Here is a 19,228-nt window from a genome sequence, read left to right as displayed (position 1 = left end):
TCGGCCGATCCACCTCTCCCCCGCTCGACGGGGGAGAGGAAACGCCGACCTGGCGCCCTTCCTCTCCCCCGGGCAGGGGGAGAGGTGGCTTGCGAAGCAAGACGGAGTGGGGTGATTGGCGCTGCGTTAATCGTTGCCCTGTGCCACACCTCGCGGGACCGAAGTCACCGCGTCCAGCCGAGCAGAAGCTCGCCCACCGCGCCGACAGCCCGTTGGGTGAGCGTCCCTTCCGCCACCGATTCGGCGGCATAGAGCGGCGCCTCCTGGCTCAGCGTGTCGTCGAGCCATATCTGCAACGTCCCGACCTCGGCCCCCTCCTCGACCGGCGCCGGCACCGGCCCCTGATAGACGATGCGCGCCGACAGGCGCTCGGGCTCGCCGAGCGGCACGAGGACGGGGAGGCTCTCGGCCGCGCGCACCGCCAGGCGGCTTTTCTCGCCGCCATACACACGCACCTCGCCAATGGCCTCTCCGGCGGCGAAAAGGGGGCGCTTTGCGAAGGCGCGCATGCCCCAGTCGATGATCTTGCGCGCCTCCTCCACCCGCTCGTCCTCGCTCGTCAGCCCGCCGAGCGTGACGAACACACGCCGCCGCTGGCGCGCCGCCGAGGCGGTGATGGCGTAGCCGGATGCTTCCGTGAAGCCGGTCCCCAGCCCGTCGGCGCCGATCTCCAGCGGCAGGAGCGGGTTGCGGTTGCGCTGGAAGATGCCGTTCCACTCGAAGTCGGGTTGCGAGAAATATCGGTAGTATTCGGGATATTCGCGCCACAGGTGCCGCGCCAGCAGCGTCATCTCGCGCGCCGTCACCTTTTGGCCCTCGGCCGGCAGGCCGGTCGCGTTGACGAAGGTCGATTCTTGAAGGCCGATGGCGCGTGCCCGTTTCGTCATCGCCGCGGCGAAATTCTCCTCCGACCCCGCCATGCCCTCGGCGATGATGATGCAGGCATCGTTGGCCGACTGCACGATGGCGCCCTTGATCAAGGCTTCCAGCGGCACCGAGGATTTCACGGCGGCGAACATCGTCGCCGTACGCGAGGGCGCGCCGCCGGTGCGCCAGGCATATTCGCTGACGAAGAACGTTTCATCGAGCGCAAGCCGCCCGTTCTTCAGCGCGTCGAAGACGGTTTCCATCGTCATCAGCTTGGCCAGCGAGGCAGGCGGAAAAGGCTCGTCGGCATTCCTCGAATAAAGGACGGCACCCGTCTCGGCATCGACCATGAAGGCCCGGGGCGCCTTGGATTCGAAGGTCTCCGCCTTCACGGTCCCCGCAAGCACAAGGATGGCAAGAAGCAACGCTGCTGCCGTCGCGACCGATCGAAACACGTCATCCTCCCGCCAGTCGACCCTCGCCAGCAAGCAATTCCAGGAAGTGGAAACCGGCTTTCCGTCAAGAATTGCGCCAATCAACGCGTTAGAGCAATTCCAGGAAAAGTGGGAACCGGTTTTCCGTCCGGAATTGCGACAAAACAAGGAGTTAAACCAGATCACCGAACTGGTTTAACGCTCCCCCTATGGGCTTATAGGCGCGATGGACTGCCGATCCAACCGTACCGGCGGTGGAGAGGCGGCGATCGGCTTGGCAAGCGGTCAGTCGCGGACGGTAAAGGCATCGACGGCCCCCGCCGCCCACGCGGCGCGGAGGACCTCGTTCAGATCGGCATCGCCGCCGGGCACCAGCGAGAGCGCGTAGAACGTGGCTCCCTCCCTCTCCGCCTCTTCGACGCGGATCCGCCCATGCTCCGAAAGCGCATCGACCACGCCCTCCGCCTCACGGCGCGAAGCCCAGGTGCCGAGGTTGACGACGGCGGTCTCCTGCGGCCGATCCCCTTCCTTGCGCGCCCACCATGCCGCGAGCGCTTCTCCGTCGAGCTCGGGCTCGAGGATGGCGTCGAAAGCCTGCGAGGCGGCCTGCACCCGCTGGTCCGCATAGGACAGAAGCGCGAGCGCCTCGGTGGCGGGCAGTCCGGGCGCGGCGTGCGGCCTGTCCGGAACGATCGGCCCGACGGAGGGCAGTTCGATGCCGCGCGCCGTCGCGGCCAGCGCCGGCTGGCTGGCAAAGGCAGTTATTGCATCGGGCACCGGCTGCGAGGGCGTCGGCCCGTTCATGGCGATCATCACGCCGGAAGGCAGGCCATCCGAAGGATCGGGCGCCCGACCGCCCGGCCGGTACGAGGCCATCAGGTAGCTGTCGTCCTGGCCGTGCAGCGGTGCCGGGCCAACATATTCCACGCGCACCTTGGCCACGCCCGAATGCTTGTAGTCCAGCATTTCGGCCGCCCGCTTCGACAGGTCGATGACGCGACCGCCGGCGAAGGGGCCGCGGTCGTTGACGCGCACGAGGAGGGAACTGCCGTTCTTCAGGTTGGTGACGCGGGCGTAGCTCGGCAGCGGCATGGTCGGGTGCGCCGCCGTCAGATTGGTCATGTCGTAGATTTCGCCGTTAGCGGTCAGCCGGCCGTGGAACGCCTCGCCGTACCAGGAGGCCGCGCCCTGGGCGACGTAATCGGGCTCTTCCTTGGGGCGGTACCACTTGCCCTTCACGCTGTAGGGCTTGCCGACGTGATAACGTCCGCCGCCGCGCTTCAGGCCGCTTTCGCCAAAGGCCACGCGCGGACTTGCCTTCACGCCATATTCCGATTCGGCGAAATATTCCTTGCTGCTGCCGGTGTCCTTGAGCGCAACCTTCGGCGTCTGGCTGCTACAGGCCGAGACGAGCAACGCCAGCGCGCCAACGCTGACCGTTCCCCAATGCACCGGCGCCCCTGCCCGCTTATTTCGTAGTCCCATAAATGCCTTCCCCCGGCAATTATTTGCTTTTTTACGTTCAACCGCTTTCACGCCGGCCAAACCACCGGCCAAAACCACGCATGCCCCTACCGCAGGTAACCCCACTCATGCGCAAGAAATCATTAGCGAGATGTGAATCACATGTGGCAGGAAAACGGCAAAAATAAGTATGACATATACCTCTCCCGATACCAACACGCCCCGCACGCCTGCCGGCGCTTGAAATAACGCAAATTCACGCCTACACGAAACGCACCGGAGGGATGGCCGAGCGGTTTAAGGCACCGGTCTTGAAAACCGGCGTGGCAGCGATGTCACCGTGGGTTCGAATCCCACTCCCTCCGCCAATTGCCGCCGTGGCCCTCCACGGCGCGATACTGCCGCCGACCACCGCACGCCCACCAAGCGGCATAGCAAACCGTCGATTCTACGCTGCAGCCCGATATATCTTGGTCGGGGTTACCAACTGTTTCAGCGCAACAAAGGCGGCGTACGGCCCTTGCAGGTGGCTGTCGTCATGGACCATAACCATCGCAGAAGTCAGGCGCAGAAGTGTCGTTTTAATCGGGATTTTCGCGACAATTGCCTTCTATTTTGGAAGCGGAATCCGATAGATCGCTCCATCGCCCCATGCGGCGGTGAGCAAGGATGCTTCGTCAGGGGCGACCACCAAGCCGACCGGGCTTCGCAGCCCATCCGCAACAGCCCGGGACTGGCCGTCCGGCAGGATTTCCCGCACTGTTGTTCCGCCATAATCCACCACGAACACACGGCCGTCCTTCGTCGTCGCCACGCCAGGGCCAGGTGTGCCGAACGCTTCGCCGGCCTCGATGCGCGAACCGTCCGGACGCAGAATCGTGACCCCACCGCCGATGTTGGAAACAACATAGCCGTTGTCCGGTGTCTGGACCGCTCCGACCGGCGTTCGCAAGCCGTCAATGACGGGTTCCAGACCGCCGCTCCCGTTCACAGTGAGAATCTGGTTGGTGCGGCGGTTGGCGATCAGCAACCGGCCGGACCTGTCGAAGCTCAACCCGGCCGGCGTCGCAAGGCCGGTCACATGCACGCTGCGCTCGCCGGCCGGCGTGAAGCGATAGATTTCATCGCGGGAATAAGAGGCGACGTAGATCGTGCCATCAGTGCCGATCGTCAGCCCGGAAGGGCCGGAAAGTCCATCCGCGAAGGTGGTGCGATTCCCGGCAGGGTCGATGCGCGAGACGCGGCCCGCACCCCATTCCGCCACGAACAGGTTGCCCGCACCGTCGAAAGCCATGCCGACCGGAGAGCTGAAGCCTTCCCATAGCTTTTCTGGCGCGGCCGGGTTCGCGTATGCGGCAGTCGGCCCCATGATCGGGGAAGCAGGAATCACGGCGAGGGCAAGAGCACCGGCAGCAGTCAAGGATCGGAGGGTGTTCATCATACCGCTTGCTCCTGCTGGACAAGGAACCGGGCGGCGAAGACTTCCTTGGCGGCGAACAGCCCGTTGAGCGCCGCAGGAAAACCCGCATAGACAGCCATCTGCATGATGGTTTCGGTGATTTCGTCCTTGGTCAGCCCGACATTCAAGCCCGCCTCTATATGGACCTTTAGTTGCGGGGTTGCGGTTCCCATGGCGGTCAGCGCCGCGATTGTGGCGATTTCGCGGGCGCGCAGATCGAGGCCGGGGCGGCTATAGATATCGCCAAATGGAAATTCGAACACGTAACGCGCGAAATCGGGTGCGATGTCGGCCAGAGCGGCAATGACGTTGTCGCCGGCCTCGCCGTCGATTTCAGCGAGCGCTCGCTTGCCGCGTTCCAGCCGGCTTTCGCCTGCGTTCGGGGATTGATGCGTCATACTCTTTCATCCTCTGTTCCTCGCCGGCATAGCCGGCAATCTTGGTGTCGAGGACGAGAAGGCAGGCTTGCAGTTTGGCCACATGCGCGCGGACACGCTCGCGGTGTTGTTCGAGCAACGCGCTGCGCTCCGCTTCCGTGCCGACGCCGCGCTCCCGCAAAGCCGCGTAGCGCAGCATCTCCCGAATAGGCATTCCGGTCGTTTTGAGACGGTCGATTCATAGTAACGGATGGTATGGGCTGACAGTCCCGAACGCTTCGCCAGTTCGCCAATCTTCATGAACGCCCTTCTTTCGTCACGACGCATCCAAGGCTAGGGGTTAGAGCGCGCTCTAAGTCAAGGGGTTGTTTGTCGCTTTATGGCGTCACAGAAATCCTGACATTCGCGACAAACCGGCAGCCTCTGAAAGGTAACTTCCATCGCAAAAATCAGGCGCGCAAGTCGGGGGATAACGGCGAATTCTGCGACATCTGATTGCCAGTTTATTGAAGCCAATCCGAAAGCTGCCCGTCCGCAAACACCATGTATTGCTATTCGCCTGCCGCTCTATTTAGGAGGGGTATGGCGTAGACGTAGTTCTCCGTTTTGTCGTTCTCGGCCCGCCATTTATGTCTATCGCACCTGATTGGCTCTCGCTTGAATCTCTGTCGAGGCCGCTGAAGCTCTGCGTGTTCCGTTCCACTGGCGGGAACGAGTTCCGAACTCAAAAGTTTGGGCTGTCACTAGCACAACGGAGACAAGCAGATATGAAAACGCTGACAACCATCGCTCTATCCGGCCTCCTGTTCGCAGCGGGTGCCGGTGCTGCATCGGCGCAGAGCGTCGTGATTTCGCCGGAGCAGGAGACGGTAATCCGTGAGTATGTGACGACCCAGGAGGTGCAGCCCGTCGCACCCCCGCCCGACGTGACGATAGAGGTGGGCGCCACGCTGCCGGAAACCGTCGAACTCTATCCCTTGGAGGTTCCGGAAGCTGAAGTGGAATATCGCTACGTCGTCGTGGACAACCGGACGATCCTCGTAGAACCGCAGACCCGGGAGATCGTCCACATCATCGAATAAAAGTCCCGGGAACGGCGGGCAACTGCGCCGTCACCTTATGCTTTTCGGCTGCCGGTGACGGCCGCTCTGCCGTATAGAGCGGCCGTGAAACCTGCCTAAAATGCGCCCCGTTGCGGTGGCATGGCACGGGCTCCGGTTATTGTCGGAGTGTTATGGATGTATTCGCGGTTCGTGCTCGCCTTTGGCGCCCTTTTGCTCCTTTCGGGATGCGCCACCCTGACGCCTGAAGAGCGGCGCGCCGCCGACGAGGCGAAGTGCCGCTCCTATGGCTTTACCTCCGGCACCGACGCTTTCGCCGAATGCCTGCAGCGCATCGACCTCGACCGCAGGGCCGAGTGGCGGGCGCGGAGGATCGAGATGGACCTTTGGCAGCGGCCGACGGTGATCTATCACCCGGTCGTGGTCAGGAAGCGTGACTGAGGGCGCCGAGGCTTACGCTTTACCGCCCGCCATCATCTTCTGGAAGAACGGGATCTGCGCCGCCATCGCCGCGTCCCTCTCGGCGCTCGCCTTAAAAGCCGGCCGGTCCGTCGTCCGGGCGACATAGTCCTTAAAGACCGGCCGCTCAGGCAGCGCCTTCAGCATGTTCATGACGTAGTTGATGCCGCCGCCGAGGATCACGTCGGCCAGCGTGAAGCGCTCGCCCGCCGCCCACGGCTGGTTCGAGAGCTTGCGCTCCAGATTGGCCACCATGTCGTCGTAGAGCCCGAACGGATAGTCGTTGCTGACATAGGAGAGCCCATGCACCTTGGCGCAGACGACGGGATCGAACACCGCGTCGTGGTAGACGAGCGTGCTGAGATAGGCTGCGCGGTCCGGATCGCCCACGGCCGGCGCAAGGCCCTTCTCGGGGAACGCATCGCCCAGATAGATGGTGATCGCCGCCCGCTCCGTGACAACGGTGCCGTCATGCGCGATCGCCGGGACCTTCTTGTTGGGCTGGATTTTCCTGTATTCCTCGGGAGCGCCGCCCTCGCCGCGGATATCGACCAGTTCCATCTCGTAGTCGACCCCCAGTTCCTCGAGCAGCCAGAAGACGGTGGATGAGCGGGACCATGGCGCGTGGTAGAATTTGAGCATCTTCCTCTCCGTTGTTGGATGACTGCATCCTATCAAAGCGCTCCTGACAACTATCTGTCAGGAGGATGTCATACCCATCCGCCCACCCGCGCGGGTTGACTCATACACAAAAAGGGCGGCCCCGCGGGACCGCCCTTCCCTATCATTCTCTGCCGCCAGCCGTCAGTTCGGCAACTGGTCGTCCACGCCCTCGACATAGAAGTTCATGCCGAGCAGCGTGCCGTCGTCGGCGACCTCGCCTTCGGCGAGCCAGGGCGTGCCGTCCTGCTTGTTGATGGGGCCGGTGAAGGGGTCGAATTCGCCGGAGCGGATCTTTTCCTCGGTTTCTTCGGCCAGCGCCTTCACGTCGTCGGGCATGTTGGTGTAGGGCGCCATCACGACGTGGCCTTCGGCAAGGCCGGCCCAGATGTCGATCTGCTCCCAGGTTCCCTCACGCACCGCCTTCACGCGCTCCACGTAATACGGGCCCCAGTCGTCGACGATCGCCGTCAGCTGCGTCTCCGGCCCGAACTCGATCATGTCGGAGGCCTGGCCGAAGGCCTTGATGCCGCGCTCGGCGGCCACCTGCATCGGCGCGGTGGAATCGGTGTGCTGGGTCATGATGTCGACGCCCTGGTCGATCAGCGCCTTGGCGGCGTCGGCTTCCTTGCCGGGGTCGAACCAGGTGTTGGCCCACACCACCTTCACCTTGAAGTCCGGGTTCACCGACTGCGCGCCCAGCACGAAGGCGTTGATGCCCATCACCACCTCGGGGATCGGGAAGGAGCCGATGTAGCCGGCAACGCCCGCCTCCGACATCTTGGCGGCGATCACGCCCTGGATGTAGCGGCCCTCGTGGAAGCGCGAATTATAGGTGGCGACGTTCGGGTGCTCGCGCTTGTAGCCGGTCGCATGCTCGAACTTCACATCGGGAAACTTCGCCGCCACCTTGTTGGTGGGGTCCATGTAGCCGAAGGAGGTGGTGAAGATGATGTCGCAGCCCGAGCGCGCGAAGCGCTCGATGGCGCGCTCCGCGTCCGCGCCCTCCGGCACGCTTTCAAGATATGCCGTCTCGACCGCGTCTCCCAGCTCCTCCTCGACCTGCAGCAGGCCCTGGTGATGCTGGTAGCTCCAGCCGAAATCGCCGATCGGCCCGACATAGATCCAGCAGGCCTTCGTCGGGTCGTCCTGCGCCTCGGCCGTGCCGGCGGCCGCAAGCCCAAGCGCGGCGGCGGCCGTCAGTGCCAGAAATGTCGTTTTCGTTCTCATTCCGTTTGTCCTCTTCCTGTTGCCTGTTTCTAGCGTTCCGGCACGAATGGGCGCCCCAGCGATGCCGGCGTGTTCATCATGGTCAGTCTCCGGTTGCGTGAGATTATGACAAGAACGGCAATCGTCGCCAGATAGGGAAGCGAAGATAATAGCTGCGATGGGATGGCCACGCCCAGCGCCTGGGCATGCAGCTGGCCGATGGTCACGCCGCCGAAAAGATAGGCGCCCGCCACCACCCGCCACGGCCGCCACGAGGCGAAAACCACCAGCGCCAGCGCGATCCAGCCGCGCCCCGCGGTCATGTTCTCCACCCACTGCGGCGTATAGACGAGCGATAGGTAGGCGCCGGCAAGCCCCGCGCACGCCCCGCCGAACATCACCGCCAGATAGCGCACGGCGACGACGTTGATGCCCTGCGCATGGGCCGACGTATGGTTGTCGCCGACCGCCCGCAGCATCAGCCCGGCGCGCGTTGCGAAGAGGAAATAGGCGACCGCCGCCGTCAGGAGAAGGGAGACATAAAAAAGCGGGTCCTGGCCGAAAAGGAGCCGCCCGACGAACGGCAGATCGGAAAGGAAGGGGATGTCGATGCGGCCGAGCCGCAAGCCCGGCCGGCCGACGAAACCCTCCCCCAGCATGCCCGACAATCCGAGGCCGAACAGCGTCAGCGCCAGGCCTGTCGCCACCTGGTTGGTGACGAGCGAAAGCGTGAGGAAGCCGAAGATGAGCGCGAAGGCCGCCCCCACCAGGATGGCCGCGAACACGCCGAGCCAGACCGAGCCGGTGGTGAGCGCCACCGCAAAACCGGTGATCGCGCCCATGATCATCATGCCCTCGACACCGAGATTGAGCACGCCGGAGCGTTCCACGACCAGTTCGCCCATGGCGGCGATGAGAAGCGGTGTGGCGGCTGTCGCGATGGTGATCAGGATCGATTCAAGCATGGCCGGCCGGCGCCTCTATCGGCTTCGCCACCAGGCGGCGGGAAACGCGGATGCGATAGTGGATGAGCGTGTCGCAGGCGAGCACGAAGAATAAAAGCATACCCTGGAAGGCGCGCGCCACCTTGTCGGACACGCCGATGGAGATCTGCGCCGCCTCGCCGCCCAGATAGGACAGCGCCAGCACAAGGCCGGCCGCGATGATGCCGAGCGGGTTCAGCCGCCCCAGGAAGGCGACGATGATCGCCGTGAAGCCGTAGCCCGGCGAGATCGCCGGCCGCAGCTGGCCGATGGCGCCGGAAACCTCGCTGATGCCGGCAAGCCCGGCGAGCGCGCCGGAGACCAGGAAGGCGAAGATGATCATGCGCGACCGCGAGAAGCCGGCAAACCGCCCTGCCCGCGGGCTCTGGCCGATCAGCTTCACCTCGAACCCCTTCAGCGTGCGCGACAGGACGAACCACAGCACGAGCGCCGCGAGGATCGCGAAGACGAAGCCCCAGTGGGCCCGGCCCGAGGCCGGCCAGATCTCCGGCAGGATGGCGTAAGCGTGGAAATTGCGCGTCTCGGGAAAGTTGAAGCCTTCCGGGTTGCGCCAGGGCCCGCGCACCAGCCAGTCGAGGAAAAGCTGCGCCACATAGACCAGCATCAGGCTGGTGAGGATCTCGTTGGTGCCGAAGCGTGCCTTGAGCCATGCCGGTATGCCGGCATAGGCGGCACCGCCGACGATCCCCATCACGAGCATCAACGGCAGCACGATCGGCGATTGGAAGCCGGGAAATGCGACCGGCAGGATGGAGCCGGCGATGGCGCCGATGATGAACTGGCCCTCCGCGCCGATGTTCCAGTTGTTGGAGAGGTAGCAGATGGAAAGCCCCACCCCGATCAGGATCAGCGGCGCCGCCTTGACCGCCAGCTCGTGCAGCGACCACGTCTCCAGAAGCGGCTCGATGAAGAAATAGTACAGCGCATCGGCCGGATTCTTGCCGAGGAACAGGAACATGACGGCGCCGGCCAAAAGCGTGAGAAGCAGCGCGATGAAGGGCGAAAGCGCGCTGAAGAGCGCCGACCGCTGCGGCCGCTTGACGAGCTCGACGCGCATCACACCGCCTCCAGCACCGGCTCGGCGGCTTCGGGCCTTGCGCCGCCCATCAGCAGCCCCACCTTTTCGTAGGTCGCCTCGCTTATCGGGATGGGCGCCGAAAGCCGCCCGTGATGCATGACGGCGATGGCATCGCAGATCTCGAACAGTTCATCGAGGTCCTGGCTGATGACGAGCACCGCCGAGCCGCCCTTCGCCAAGTCGATGAGCGCCTGGCGGATGCGCGCCGCCGCACCTGCGTCCACCCCCCATGTCGGCTGGTTGACGACCATGACCATGGGCGCGCGGTCGAGCTCGCGCCCGATGACGAATTTCTGCAGGTTGCCGCCCGAAAGCGCTGCCGCCTCCGGGTCCTCGCCGGCCTTGCGCACATCCATCGCATCGGCGATGCGCTTGGCGGCCTTGGCCACCGCGCCTTGTCGAATGACGCCCAGGCGCGACAGGAAGGCGCGGGCGTCCGTGCGGCAGCGCGAGAGCAGGAGGTTCTGGGAAAGCGTCATCAGCGGGGCGGCGGCATGGCCGAGGCGCTCCTCCGGCACGAAGGCCGCTCCCATCAGCCGGCGGCCGGAAATATCCTGCCTTCCGGCATCCTTGCCGCGGATGCGCACGGCGTCGGCCTTTTCCTGCAGCACCTCGCCGGAAACGGCCTCGAAGAACTCGCCCTGCCCATTGCCGGCCACGCCGGCGATCCCGAGCACCTCTCCCGCATGCACGGCAAGATCGATATCGGAAAGCGAGACGGCAAAGGGATGGCCGGCCTTGCGGCTCAGTGCCCGCACTTCCAGGAGCGCCTCGCGCGCAGCCGAAGGCTTCTCGCGCACGACAGCCTGCACCTCGTCGCCCACCATCATGCGCGCCAGCGAGGAGGCGGTCTCGCCGCGCGGGTCGCAGTGGGCGATCACCCGGCCCTGGCGCAGCACCGTCGCCCGGTCGCAGATGCGCTTCACCTCCTCGAGCCGGTGCGAGATGTAGAGGATGGAGCGCCCCTCGGCCTTCAGCCTCGCAAGCGTGTCGAACAGCCTGTCCGCCTCCTGCGGCGTCAGCACCGACGTCGGCTCGTCGAGGATGATGAGCTCCGGGTTCTGCAGGAGGCAGCGGATGATCTCGATGCGCTGCCGCTCGCCGACGGAAAGATCGCCGACATGCGCGTTCGGATCGAGCGGCAGGCCATAGGCCTCCGAAAGCGCGCGCGCACGGGCCGCCACGGCGCCCGCGGGCGCCGGATCGTCCAGCGACAGCATGATGTTCTCCGCCGCCGTCAGGGCGTCGAACAGCGAAAAGTGCTGGAATACCATGCCGATGCCGAGCTTGCGCGCGTCGCCCGGGCTGGCGATCCTCACCTCTTCGCCCTTCCACCGGATGGTGCCCGCGGCAGGTTCCAGCGCGCCGAACAGCATTTTCACGAAGGTGGACTTGCCGGCCCCGTTCTCGCCCAGAAGCGCGTGAATCTCGCCGCGGTCGATCGTCAGATCGATACCGTCGCACGCCTTCAGCGAGCCGAAGAGCTTCGTCAGACCCCGGACGTCGAGCAGGTTGCCGGCCCGGTTCTCGCGTGTTGCCGACACAACACCTCCCATTCAGCCGTTCATTATTTTGTTCTTAGTTCCCACAGCCATCGTAGGCGCGCAAGATTGCGTTGCAATAGGCGTGCCCCGATTGAAACAGCTTCAAGTTTTTCCACACCTTACAGCGTCGCTTGCGGCCGCAACGCTGCTGGCGCCAAGCGCCCTCCCTCCCCTAAGGTACAAGCACGCTCGCGCCCGTCGTGCGCCGCCCCTCCAGGTCTTCATGCGCCCGCGCCGCCTCCGACAGCTTGTAGTGCTGGTTGATCGTCACCTTCACCGCGCCCGAGCCGACGACCGAGAACAGCTCGCTGGCCGCATCCTCAAGATCCTTCCTTGCCGCGACGTAGTTGAAGATGCTTGGCCGCGTGGCGAAGAGCGAGCCTTTCTGGCCTAAAAGAGCGATGTCGAAAGGGGGAATGGGGCCGGAGGACTGGCCGAAGCTGACGAACATGCCGAGCGGCCTCAGGCAGTCGAGGGAGGCCGGAAACGTGTCCTTGCCGACCGAATCGTAGACGACGTCGCACATGCGCCCATCGGTGATCTCCCGCACGGCCGCCACGAAATCCTCTTTCGTATAATCGATCACATGGTCGAAGCCGTGGGCGCGCGCAAGCTCCGCTTTTTCATCCGAGCTCGCCGTGCCGATGACCCTTGCGCCCAGATGCTTGGCCCACTGGCCAAGGAGGAGCCCGACGCCGCCGGCCGCCGCGTGGTAGAGGATCGTGTCGCCGGCCTCAACCTTGTAGGTGCGGCGCAGGAGATACCAGGCCGTCATGCCCTTCAGCATCATTGCCGCCGCCTGCTCGTCGGAGATGCCGTCGGGCACGCGCACCAGCCGGTCGGCCGGCATCAGCCGCCACTGCGCATACGCGCCGCCCCTCGTTAAGTAGGCGACGCGGTCTCCCGGCTTCAGATCGTCGACGCCCTCGCCCGTCTCGATCACCACGCCCGCCCCTTCACCGCCCGGAACGAAGGGCGTTTCCGCCTTGTAGAGCCCGGTGCGGAAATAGATGTCGATGAAGTTGAGGCCGATCGCCTCGTGCTCGATCAGCACCTCGCCGGCGCCCGGTTTTCCCGGATCATAGTCCTCGAAGCGCAGAACCTGCGGCCCGCCCGTCTCATGCACACGGATTGCCTTGGCCATCGTCAAGCCTCCTTTTTTCCAAGCTGCGGCATTGCCTGCATCACCGCGCCGATAATGTAGAGATAGATGCCCGTCAGTCCGATCCCGACCTTCACGATGAGGGTGGCCTGCATGTCCTGCAACAGGGCGGCGGCGCCGAAGGCGCACCAGCCCAGGAAGATGCCGAGGTTCAGCGTTCTGAGCCGCCGCACCCGCACCGGATGCAGGAAGTGGATCGGCACGAAGGTCAGCACCGCCGACACCACCACCACCGCAAAGGAAAGATATTCGCCGGTTCCGATGACGAACAGGGTGAAGACGATCATGTTCCAGACGACGGGAAAGCCCTTGAAGAAGTTCTCCGTCGTCTTGATGCCCGTGTCGGCATAGTAGATGGCGCTCGACACGACGATGATGGCCGCCGACAGGAAGGAAAGCCCCTCGCCCATGAAGCCGCTCTGGTAGAGCGCGAAGGCCGGGATGAGGACGTAGGTCACGTAGTCGATGATGTTGTCCAGCATGTCGCCGGACCAGGTCGGCAGCACGTCCTTGACCTCGAGCTTGCGGGCGATCGGCCCGTCGATGCCGTCGATCAGAAGCGCCAGCCCCAGCCACCAGAACATCGCCGTCCAGCGCTCCTCGCTCGCCGCCACCAGCGACAGGAAGGCGAGGAACGAGCCGGAGGCGGTCAGAAGATGGACGGAAAAAGCCTTCGCCTGCGGCGCCGTTACCTTCTTCCTTATGGCGGGCTTCTTCATGGCCGGCGCCCATCCGGGCGAGCGCATGTGCGCGTCGCCCTCGCCGACCGTCCCTGAATGGCAAAACCTTGCCCGGTCATCCTCTGCCCCTTTCCGGCGCAAGTTTCGCCGTCTGGCAAACGCATTAACACGGCTCGCCCCGCCATATGCAGTATCATGCCGGCAAACCGTGTGGAAAACCAAGTGTCACGGTCGCAATGGCTGCGGCGCCTTCGCACGTTGATCGTCTTCCCGCGCCTGTCCTATATGTGCGGACGGATCATCGAGAGGAAAGCCCCTGTTGAGCAAGGATGCGAACGACAATCGGGACGGGACGATACTTGTGGCGGGCACCGGGCCGGCGGGCCTTGCCGCGGCCCTGGCGCTTGCCGCGCTCGACCGGCGCGTGGTGCTGGCGGGCCCGCCGCCCGTTCTGACCGACCAGCGCACGACGGCGCTGATGCGTCCGGCGGTGGAGTTCCTTGAGGGGCTCGGCCTCGGCGATATGCTGCGCGAAGAGGCCGCCCCCCTTTCCACCATGCGCGTGGTCGACGCCACGCAAAGGCTGATCCGCAGCCCGACCGTCACCTTCCGCGCCGCCGAGATCGGCGAGGAGGCGTTCGGCCTCAACATCCCCAACGCCCGTCTCAACGCGGCGCTGGCCGATGCGGCGCGCGGCGATGCCCGCATCTCCTGGCACGAGAGCCTGGTGGAGGAATGGCGGCCCGGTCCGCAATTCGTCTCCGCGCGGCTCGCCGACGGAACGAGGGTCGATGCCGCGCTTGCCGTCGCCGCCGATGGGCGCAACTCCCCCGCCCGCGCGGCCGCCGGCATCTCCGCCCACACGCGGCGTCTGCCGCAGAGCGCGCTTGTGCTCAATTTCGGCCACGCGCGGCACCACGAATTCACCTCGACCGAGCTCCACACCGAGCACGGCCCGTGCACGCAGGTGCCGCTCCCCGGCGGCTTCCGCTCGAGCCTCGTCTGGGTGACGCGGCCCGAAGAGGCCGAGGAACTGGCGGCCCTCGACGAGGCGGCGCTGTCCGTGCGCCTGGAGGCGCGCCTGCAGTCCTTCCTCGGCAAGGTGACGGTGGAGCCCGGCCGCCAGGTCTATCCCCTCTCCTCCGCCCTGCCGGCGCGCTTTGCCGCAAGGCGCATCGCCCTTGTCGGCGAGGCCGCCCACGTCTTCCCGCCGATCACCGCGCAAGGCCTCAATCTCGGCATCCGCGACGTCATGGACCTTGCCGCGGTGGTGAAGACGCATCCGGACGATCCCGGCGCGACGGCGGCCCTCGCCCTCTACGACATGCGCCGCCGCCCCGATATCCTGGCGCGCTCGAGCGCCGTCAACCTCTTCAACGCCTCGCTGCTCTCCTCCCTCATTCCCGCGCAGCTTGCCAGAAGCGCCGGCCTCGGCCTCCTCGGCAGCGCGCCCTTCCTGCGCGGCTTCTTCATGCGCGAGGGCATGCGCCCCGGCAGCGGCTTTTCCGCGCTTCTGTCGGCGGGGCGCCGCGCCTAGGATCGCACCACGAGGCTACGGAAAAAGGTCGGGCGGAATATAGCCGTTGGTGATCGCGTAAAGCAGGCCGGTAACGGTGAGCACCGAAAGCGCAGTCGTTATGAGCACGCTCGCCGAGGCGCGCTCCACCCACACGCCGTAATGCTGGGCGATGACGTAGACATTGGTCGCCGTCGGCAGCGCGGCCATGAGGACGGCGGTGTAGAGCCAGGTCTCCGGGAAATCGCCGATGAGACTGAGCAGGACATAGCAAAGCAGCGGATGAACGACGAGCTTCAGAAGGCTGATGGCGCCGAGCTCGCGCGGCACGCGGCGGATCGGCCTCAGGGCCAGCGTCACGCCCATCGCAAACAATGCGCAAGGTGCCGCCGCGCCCGCCAGATACCCAAGCAGGCGATCGAGCGGCAGCGGCGCTTGAAAATCGAAGAACGCCGCCGCGACACCTGCCGCGGTGGCGAGAATGAAGGGATGCAGCACGATGCTCCTGATCACGCCGAGGACGAGCTTGCGCATACTCTCCTTCCGGCCGCCGGCGATCGCCATCATCATCGGCGCGACGGTGAAGTGAACGATATTCTCGAAGGAAAAGATGAGCGCCACCGGCACGGCCGCCTCCGGCCCGAAGGCCAGCAGCACCAGGCCCGGCCCCATATAGCCGATATTGCCGTAGGAGGCCGCAAGCCCCTTGATCGTGCCCTCCGCGATCGCCCCGCGGCTCACGGCAACCGATACGAGGAACATGATGGAAAAAACCGCATAGGTGGCCAGCACCACGCCGGCAACGTACCGCCACTCGGTGAGGCGCTCGACCGGCGTCTCGGCGATCAGCTGGAAGAAAAGCGCCGGCAAGGCCACGTAGACGACGAAGATATTCATCCATCCCAGCGCCTCGATCGGCTGGCGGATGAGCCTGGCGGCAACATAGCCGATGAAGATCAGGCCGAAAAACGGCAGGACGAGACCAGCAACATGCGCCATGGAAGCCCCTTTTTTTCCGCCTATCGGTGCGGTGCGGCCCCGGAAACGGGTACGGGATTGAATTGTGCCTGAAGCTGCGCCACATAGGGGCAAAGGCTGAATGAAATGCAGAACATAAAGACAGCGAAGTTTTCAATAGGCCAGGTGGTCCGCCACCGGCTATTTCCCTTTCGCGGCGTCATCTTCGACGTCGACCCGGAATTCGCCAACACCGAGGAGTGGTACGAAGCCATTCCCGCCGAGGTGCGGCCGGCCAGGAACCAGCCCTTCTACCATCTCCTCGCCGAGAACGAGGAGACGGAATACGTCGCCTACGTCTCCGAGCAGAATCTCCTCGAAGACGAGTCGGGCGAGCCGGTCCGCCATCCCCAGCTTGCCGAGCTCTTCGTCGAGACCGCCGACGGCCGCTACGAGCCACGCACCCGGCAGCATCATTAGGCTCGCGTCGGCGCCAGCACCCAGAAAACAAACAAAAACAGGGCCGCAAGGGCCCTGTTTTCCGTTCGGCAAAGCCGCAGCCTACTGCGACTGCTGCTTGGCGTTCTCCTGGGCTTGCTTGAGCCTCTCGGCGAACTCCTCGTTGTTCTTGCTGACGAACTCTTCGAGCTTCTTTTGCCGCTCGTCGAGGTCGCTCTGCTCCAGCGGTTCGCCGTCATAGGCTCCGGTGAAGCCCTGCAGGGTCACCTTGACCGGGTTCGGTTGGTTCTGGAAGTTGACGGAGGTCAGGGTCAATTCGGAACCGCGCTTGAAGGAATTGACCATTTCGTCGGTCAGCTGGGCCTCGGCCACGCAGCGGTCCGGCACGCAAATGGCGTAGTCGACCTTCTGTGTGTTGCCGTTGTCGATCTGAAGGCCGACGCCGGGCGGGACGAGACGGCCCGTCGGCACGGCGATCTGCAGCACGCGCCGGTTCACCTTTCCCGTGACCTCGATCAGGTTCACGCTCGTCAGAAGCTGGCCGGAATTCGCCCGCAGCATGAACTGCACGTTGCAGACATCCACTTCCTCCTGCTTGGTGCAGGCCTTGAACCAGCCCTGGGGCGGCTCCTGCTGGGCGAATGCGGCACTGCCGTAGCCGACGGCGGCCAGACCGAGCGTACCGGAAAAAGCGGCCGCCAAGCAGCTCGCTCTCGCTTTCAGGCTCATCATCGTTTTCCCGTTCCTTTCGAATTTACAGCCGTCGGGCTGCGCTGGTTACCGTAACTGTTGGCCGAATGCGGCGACAGCAAGGCCTGCCCGCCTGTTACAACGCCTGTGACGGCGAATCCAGTGCTACGGCTTCGCTGCAATCGATATCATTGGCGATATCATCGGCGAAATCCGCTTACCGGCGTGGACAAACGGCATCCTCGGCGCGAGGATGCGCCGGCTCCGGCAATCGAGTCGATCCATATTCCCAGAACGAGGTTTTGACGATGTTTCGCGCAAATCTGATCCCGGCGCTCGTCACCGTCCTGGCGCTCAGCGGTGCCGCGCATGCCGAGGAGGCCCCCGCCCACGGCATCGCCATGAACGGCGAGCCGGCGCTTCCGGCCGATTTCACGCATTTTCCCTATGCCAATCCGCAAGCGCCGAGGGGCGGCGCGATCACCTATTGCGTGGTCGGCTCCTTCGACAATCTCAACCCCTTCATCTTGAAGAGCATGCGCACCACGGCGCGCGGCGTCATCGATTCCATCTTCGGCAATCTCGTCTTCGAGCCGCTGATGCGCCGCAGCGACGCCGAACCCTTCTCGCTCTACGGGCTCCTGGCCGAGTCCGTCGAGATGGACGACGAGCGCACCTATGCGGAATTTCATCTCGACCCCGATGCCAAATGGTCCGACGGCCAGCCGGTGAGGCCGGAGGACGTGATCTTCACCTACGAGACCTTCGCCGAAAAGGGCCGCCCGCCCTACAGCGACCGCATGGACCGCATCGAGAAGATCGAGAAGACGGGCGAGCGCAGCGTGCGCTTCACCTTCAACGAAGAAGCCGACCGCGAGTTTCCGCTCATCGTCGCCCTGACGCCGGTCGTCCCGGCGCATGCCTTCGACCGCGAGACCTTCGACCAGGCGACCCTCGAGCCGGTGATCGGCAGCGGCCCCTACACCATCGAAACGGTAAAGCCCGGCGAGCGCATCGTCTTTCAGCGCAACCCCGACTATTGGGGCGAGGACGTGCCGTCCATGCGCGGCTTCGCCAATTACGACCGCATCAACATCGATTATTTCCTCAACGGCAACGCCCAGTTCGAGGCCTTCAAGAAAGGGCTGTGCTCGGCCTATGCCGGTGCCCAGTATACCGGCCTCGAACCAAGCCGGATCGACCGCGATTTCGACTTTCCCGCCGCCGCCGAGGGCGATGTCGTCGTCAAGTCCTTCGAAACGAGGATCCCGCCGGTCGTCACCGGCTTCGTCTTCAACACGCGGCGCGAGAAATTCGCCGACCCCACCGTCCGGCGGGCGCTGTCGATGCTCTACGATTTCGGCTGGGTCAACACCAACATGTTCGACGGCGAGTATCGGCGCACGCTGAGCTTCTGGCAGGGCTCGCAGCTTTCGGCCCTGGGCAATCCGGCGAACGGCCTCGAGAAGGACCTGCTCGAACCCTATGCCGACAAGGTCTTGCCGGCGGTGATGGACGGCACCTACGGCAAGGGCGCGGACGATGCCGCCGGGATCGACCGCGATACGATGCGCCAAGCGCTCGCCATGCTGCAGGAAGCCGGCCACAGGCTGGAAGGCGGCGTCCTGAGGAATGCGGACGGCGCGCCGCTTTCCTTTGAAATCCTCATCGTCTCCGCCGAGCAGGAGCGCTTCGCCGCCGTGTTCCAGCGCACGCTCGGCCGGCTGGGCATCGGCGTATCGCTGCGCATGCTCGATGATTCGCAGATCCAGCAGCGCAAGCAGACCTTCGATTTCGACATGATCATCGCCCCCGTCGGCTTTTCCGGCTCGCTGTCGCCGGGTATCGAGCAGATCGGCCGCTGGGGCTCGTCCTCTGCCGATGCCGAAGGTTCGTTCAATCTGGCCGGCGTCGCCGATCCGGCGGTGGATGCGATGATCAAGGCCATGCTGAACGCGGGCGACGAGGAAACCTATATCGCCGCCGTACGCGCCCTTGATCGCCTGCTCATTTCCGGCGCCTATATGGTGCCCATGCAGCACTACACCGACAAGTGGATCGCCTACTGGAACTATCTGGAACATCCCGAAACGGCGCCAAACAATGGCTACGACCTCTTCGCCTGGTGGCGCAAACCGGAATAGGCCG

18 protein-coding genes, 1 tRNA gene and 1 pseudogene are annotated in these 19,228 nt (G+C 64.7%); 6 read left to right on the top strand and 14 right to left on the bottom strand.

Features of this window, described 5'->3' with window-relative positions; all coding sequences use genetic code 11:
* Window positions 1-164: 164 nt before the first annotated feature.
* On the bottom strand, window positions 165-1,322 hold the full coding sequence (locus GPJ75_RS25490) for a D-alanyl-D-alanine carboxypeptidase family protein (protein ID WP_163272705.1): 1,158 nt from the start codon (window positions 1,320-1,322) through the stop codon (window positions 165-167).
* A gap of 264 nt (window positions 1,323-1,586) precedes the next feature.
* Window positions 1,587-2,786, bottom strand: a complete 1,200-nt coding sequence (locus tag GPJ75_RS25485) for a septal ring lytic transglycosylase RlpA family protein (RefSeq protein ID WP_163272703.1) — start codon at window positions 2,784-2,786, stop codon at window positions 1,587-1,589.
* A 257-nt stretch (window positions 2,787-3,043) separates the two neighbouring features.
* Here GPJ75_RS25485 and GPJ75_RS25480 point away from each other — a divergent pair.
* Window positions 3,044-3,133: transfer RNA gene (locus tag GPJ75_RS25480), tRNA-Ser, on the top strand.
* A 242-nt stretch (window positions 3,134-3,375) separates the two neighbouring features.
* Here GPJ75_RS25480 and GPJ75_RS25475 read toward each other — a convergent pair.
* From GPJ75_RS25475 to GPJ75_RS25465, 3 genes and pseudogenes are all read right to left on the bottom strand, one after another.
* Window positions 3,376-4,206, bottom strand: a complete 831-nt coding sequence (locus GPJ75_RS25475) for an NHL repeat-containing protein (protein ID WP_163272701.1) — start codon at window positions 4,204-4,206, stop codon at window positions 3,376-3,378.
* Window positions 4,203-4,622: a carboxymuconolactone decarboxylase family protein gene (locus GPJ75_RS25470; RefSeq protein WP_163272699.1), complete on the bottom strand. Its 420-nt coding sequence runs from the start codon at window positions 4,620-4,622 to the stop codon at window positions 4,203-4,205. The genes GPJ75_RS25475 and GPJ75_RS25470 overlap by 4 nt, the downstream gene beginning before the upstream one ends.
* Window positions 4,558-4,901, bottom strand: a pseudogene (locus GPJ75_RS25465) (MerR family DNA-binding transcriptional regulator). Before GPJ75_RS25465 ends, GPJ75_RS25470 begins: the two are co-directional and overlap by 65 nt.
* Window positions 4,902-5,368: 467 nt before the next feature.
* Between GPJ75_RS25465 and GPJ75_RS25460 the strand changes: the two are divergent.
* Together GPJ75_RS25460 and GPJ75_RS25455 are read left to right on the top strand one after the other, a co-directional pair.
* Window positions 5,369-5,683, top strand: coding sequence for a DUF1236 domain-containing protein (locus GPJ75_RS25460; protein WP_163272697.1), 315 nt, complete (start codon window positions 5,369-5,371; stop codon window positions 5,681-5,683).
* Between the two features lie 156 nt (window positions 5,684-5,839).
* Window positions 5,840-6,103 (top strand): hypothetical protein, encoded by a 264-nt coding sequence (locus GPJ75_RS25455; protein ID WP_163272695.1) that lies wholly within the window; start codon window positions 5,840-5,842, stop codon window positions 6,101-6,103.
* Window positions 6,104-6,115: 12 nt separating this feature from the next.
* Here GPJ75_RS25455 and GPJ75_RS25450 read toward each other — a convergent pair whose 3' ends face one another.
* The 7 genes from GPJ75_RS25450 to pcsA all read right to left on the bottom strand — a co-directional run bounded on the left by GPJ75_RS25450 (window position 6,116) and on the right by pcsA (window position 13,497).
* On the bottom strand, window positions 6,116-6,763 hold the full coding sequence (locus GPJ75_RS25450) for a glutathione S-transferase family protein (RefSeq protein ID WP_163272693.1): 648 nt from the start codon (window positions 6,761-6,763) through the stop codon (window positions 6,116-6,118).
* A 162-nt stretch (window positions 6,764-6,925) separates the two neighbouring features.
* Window positions 6,926-8,011 (bottom strand): BMP family ABC transporter substrate-binding protein, encoded by a 1,086-nt coding sequence (locus GPJ75_RS25445; RefSeq protein ID WP_163272691.1) that lies wholly within the window; start codon window positions 8,009-8,011, stop codon window positions 6,926-6,928.
* A gap of 29 nt (window positions 8,012-8,040) precedes the next feature.
* On the bottom strand, window positions 8,041-8,955 hold the full coding sequence (locus GPJ75_RS25440) for an ABC transporter permease (protein ID WP_163272689.1): 915 nt from the start codon (window positions 8,953-8,955) through the stop codon (window positions 8,041-8,043).
* Window positions 8,948-10,054, bottom strand: a complete 1,107-nt coding sequence (locus GPJ75_RS25435) for an ABC transporter permease (protein ID WP_163272687.1) — start codon at window positions 10,052-10,054, stop codon at window positions 8,948-8,950. Before GPJ75_RS25435 ends, GPJ75_RS25440 begins: the two co-directional genes overlap by 8 nt.
* Window positions 10,051-11,628 (bottom strand): ABC transporter ATP-binding protein, encoded by a 1,578-nt coding sequence (locus GPJ75_RS25430; RefSeq protein ID WP_163272685.1) that lies wholly within the window; start codon window positions 11,626-11,628, stop codon window positions 10,051-10,053. Before GPJ75_RS25430 ends, GPJ75_RS25435 begins: the two co-directional genes overlap by 4 nt.
* Before the next feature lie 160 nt (window positions 11,629-11,788).
* Window positions 11,789-12,760 (bottom strand): quinone oxidoreductase family protein, encoded by a 972-nt coding sequence (locus GPJ75_RS25425; protein WP_163272683.1) that lies wholly within the window; start codon window positions 12,758-12,760, stop codon window positions 11,789-11,791.
* A 2-nt stretch (window positions 12,761-12,762) separates the two neighbouring features.
* Entirely contained in the window at window positions 12,763-13,497 is a 735-nt protein-coding gene (pcsA, locus tag GPJ75_RS25420; RefSeq protein ID WP_163272681.1) for a phosphatidylcholine synthase, read from the bottom strand.
* Between the two features lie 277 nt (window positions 13,498-13,774).
* Between pcsA and GPJ75_RS25415 the strand changes: the two genes are divergently transcribed.
* Window positions 13,775-14,995 carry a UbiH/UbiF family hydroxylase gene (locus GPJ75_RS25415; protein ID WP_425483190.1) on the top strand — a complete coding sequence of 407 codons (1,221 nt, stop codon included), beginning with the start codon at window positions 13,775-13,777 and terminating at the stop codon, window positions 14,993-14,995.
* 15 nt (window positions 14,996-15,010) lie between these two features.
* On the opposite strand, the gene GPJ75_RS25410 is transcribed toward GPJ75_RS25415, so the two are convergent.
* The gene (locus GPJ75_RS25410) at window positions 15,011-15,973 is read right to left on the bottom strand and encodes an AEC family transporter (protein WP_163272677.1); all 963 of its coding nucleotides are present in this window, start codon (window positions 15,971-15,973) and stop codon (window positions 15,011-15,013) included.
* Between the two features lie 105 nt (window positions 15,974-16,078).
* Here GPJ75_RS25410 and hspQ point away from each other — a divergent pair, with 105 nt between their 5' ends.
* Complete coding sequence (gene hspQ / locus GPJ75_RS25405) at window positions 16,079-16,411, top strand: heat shock protein HspQ (RefSeq protein WP_159585794.1); 333 nt, start codon at window positions 16,079-16,081, stop codon at window positions 16,409-16,411.
* A gap of 81 nt (window positions 16,412-16,492) precedes the next feature.
* On the opposite strand, the gene GPJ75_RS25400 is transcribed toward hspQ, so the two are convergent.
* Window positions 16,493-17,122 carry an invasion associated locus B family protein gene (locus GPJ75_RS25400; RefSeq protein WP_163272675.1) on the bottom strand — a complete coding sequence of 210 codons (630 nt, stop codon included), beginning with the start codon at window positions 17,120-17,122 and terminating at the stop codon, window positions 16,493-16,495.
* A gap of 266 nt (window positions 17,123-17,388) precedes the next feature.
* Here GPJ75_RS25400 and GPJ75_RS25395 point away from each other — a divergent pair, with 266 nt between their 5' ends.
* Window positions 17,389-19,224, top strand: a complete 1,836-nt coding sequence (locus GPJ75_RS25395; RefSeq protein WP_163272673.1) for an extracellular solute-binding protein — start codon at window positions 17,389-17,391, stop codon at window positions 19,222-19,224.
* Window positions 19,225-19,228 lie beyond the last annotated feature (4 nt).

This window comes from Chelativorans alearensis, assembly GCF_010993735.1.
Classification (GTDB): domain Bacteria; phylum Pseudomonadota; class Alphaproteobacteria; order Rhizobiales; family Rhizobiaceae; genus Chelativorans; species Chelativorans alearense.
Note: the sequence above shows the minus strand (reverse complement) of the source record. Positions and strands in the feature narration are given on the sequence as shown.